General features: G+C 51.7%; 2 protein-coding genes. Both read left to right on the forward strand.

The window, feature by feature from the left end; all coding sequences use genetic code 11:
• On the forward strand, positions 1-435 hold a 435-nt coding region (locus B5D32_RS14495; protein WP_159447074.1), incomplete at its 5' end, for a type II toxin-antitoxin system HicB family antitoxin.
• Positions 436-1,385: 950 nt separating this feature from the next.
• Positions 1,386-2,296 (forward strand): AlbA family DNA-binding domain-containing protein (locus B5D32_RS14500; protein WP_200805199.1); only part of this gene is annotated, 911 nt, incomplete at its 3' end.

The following is a 2,296-nucleotide window of genomic DNA, read 5'->3' on the forward strand; positions in this document are numbered from 1 at the left end:
TTTACCTTCCACGCCCTGCGCCACACCTTCGCCACCCGTGCGCTGGAGCGCGGCATGGACTACAAGACCCTGTCAGCCATCCTCGGTCATTACTCGCTAGCCTTCACAATGGACACCTATGTCCACAGCATGGACGAACACAAGCGGCACGAAATGGACAAGATGGATGACATGTTCGGGATGCAGTACAGTATCTCTGTGGAGAACCAGCCTTATCCGGTGCTTTGCACCTTATCCCCGGACGGCTGCACTGCCCATGTTCCTGACTTCCCCAAAGTCACCACACAAGCGCCAACACTAGACGCCGCCCTGCTGGAAGTCAAGCAGCAAATCGAAAAAGCCCTACGCCAATACAAGAACCCACCCATTCCTACCAAACAGGAAAAGATCGTCGTACCAAATAACAGCGTGTTGGTACTCGTCAAAGCGAGCTGACTACGCTGACCGCTCCTATTTTTACCTGCCAACTCCGCAAGATTTATCCACAAAAAGCGCCCGGGCGGTTGAAAATTTCAACCGCCCGGGCGCAGTCGTTTTGCCGTTTTGGGGTCATTTTGGGGTCAAAGTTACCAGCTTGTTACCACTTTTGCCATAATGTAGAAAAAAGCTCGTTGAAACTTATCGTTTCAACGAGCTTTTGTTGGTTGCGGAGACAGGACTTGAACCTGCGACCTCCGGGTTATGAGAAATCTAAAATTTGTGCGTTACAGTGCTGTTTTGTTGGGTTTGGTGGTGTTGTGTACCAAGACTCGGAATAGATTTTGTCCCATGTGTACAAAAGAGTGCTGCATCGTGCTGACCCGTTCCAAACCCTTTTGGGGGCAGTTTTGGGGGCAAATCTGTGAGACGGATTCTGACTCGCAACTCTCAAATAAATGCGCAGCTTTAGTCTCATTGAGAAACATGAATACGAGCATCACTGGGTTCTTGCCAGTGAAAAGCCCTACGAATCCGTATATAAGTTTTACCCTCTAGCAAGAAGTTGTACACAAGCACTACTCCGCGGCATTCCCGCACACTGCCCCTGTCACCGCGAGAAACGCCCCTGTTTGGGCGCGTTCGCATCCTATCGGCGCGGTAGCCGTCCAGTCAAATACAGCCCTAAAATCCCCACTTTTCGGAGATTTTTTTACCGCAACGGCATTTACCTAGACGGGATTTCCCTGTACCGGCAAATCCAACACAAATAAATACTAAATAAATAAAATACTAATATACTATTGTATCCTATCCGTAAAACCACAAAAAATTGGATTCTTCCCGCTATGGTCTTACGGCCATGCGTGCAACTTAACACCGGAGAGTACAACTTACGATTGCAAACCGCCCCTGCAAAGTTGTATAATAAAAGCACCGATATTTCGCGCAAAAGGTGGTCGGAGCAGATGGATATGGAGAACCTGATCGGTGAAACAACCGAATACGACAAGAAAGCGGCGCTTGAGGTAAAAAAGCCCAAAAGCTGGTGCAAAAGTGTCAGCGCTTTTGCAAACACGCTGGGCGGTGCGCTGATTTTCGGCATGGCGGATGACGGGCAGATCGTTGGGCTGACCGAACCCGACAGCGACGCCGAGAAAATCAGCGAGATTTTCAAGACGCGCATGGAGCCTATCCCGGAGTTTCGGCTGCGCTTTCACAAAATCGACGACGGCAAAGTGCTGCTGATTCTTGACGTGTTCAAAGGCGAGGAAACGCCCTACTATTACTCCGGCGACGGCACCTTAGAGGCGTTTGTACGCATCGGAAACGAGAGCGTCAGGGCATCCGCTACCGAGCTGAAACGCCTTGTTCTGCGCGGCAGAAACACCTCCTACGACTCTCAGATGACGCTTTACAGGGTGGAGGACTACGCCTTTTCCAAGCTGCGGGAGCGCTATAAGAAGTGGACGGGAAACAGCTTTGACAACAAAGACCTTGTTTCCTTCGGGCTGGCAGACGAGGGCGGCTTTTTGACAAATGCCGGTGCCCTGATTGCTGATGAAAGCCCGATCCGCTGGTCACGGTTGTTCTGCACACGCTGGAATGGGCTGGACAAAAGCGGCGGCACAATGGACGCGCTGGACGATGCCGAGTATTCCGGCAGTGTGCTTTCTCTGATTGAGAACGGAGAGGCTTTCATCAAGCGCAACGCCCGCATGATGTGGCGCAAAACGCCCAACTCGCGGGAGGAACTGCCCGAATACGTCGAGCGCAGCTACCATGAGGCGCTTGTCAACGCGCTGGCGCACCGCGATTATCTCGTCTACGGCAGCGAGGTCCACATTGACATCTACGATGACCGTCTGGAGATCTACTC

The sequence above is a fragment of the Gemmiger formicilis genome (assembly GCF_900167555.1).
GTDB classification, from domain to species: Bacteria; Bacillota; Clostridia; order Oscillospirales; family Ruminococcaceae; genus Gemmiger; species Gemmiger formicilis.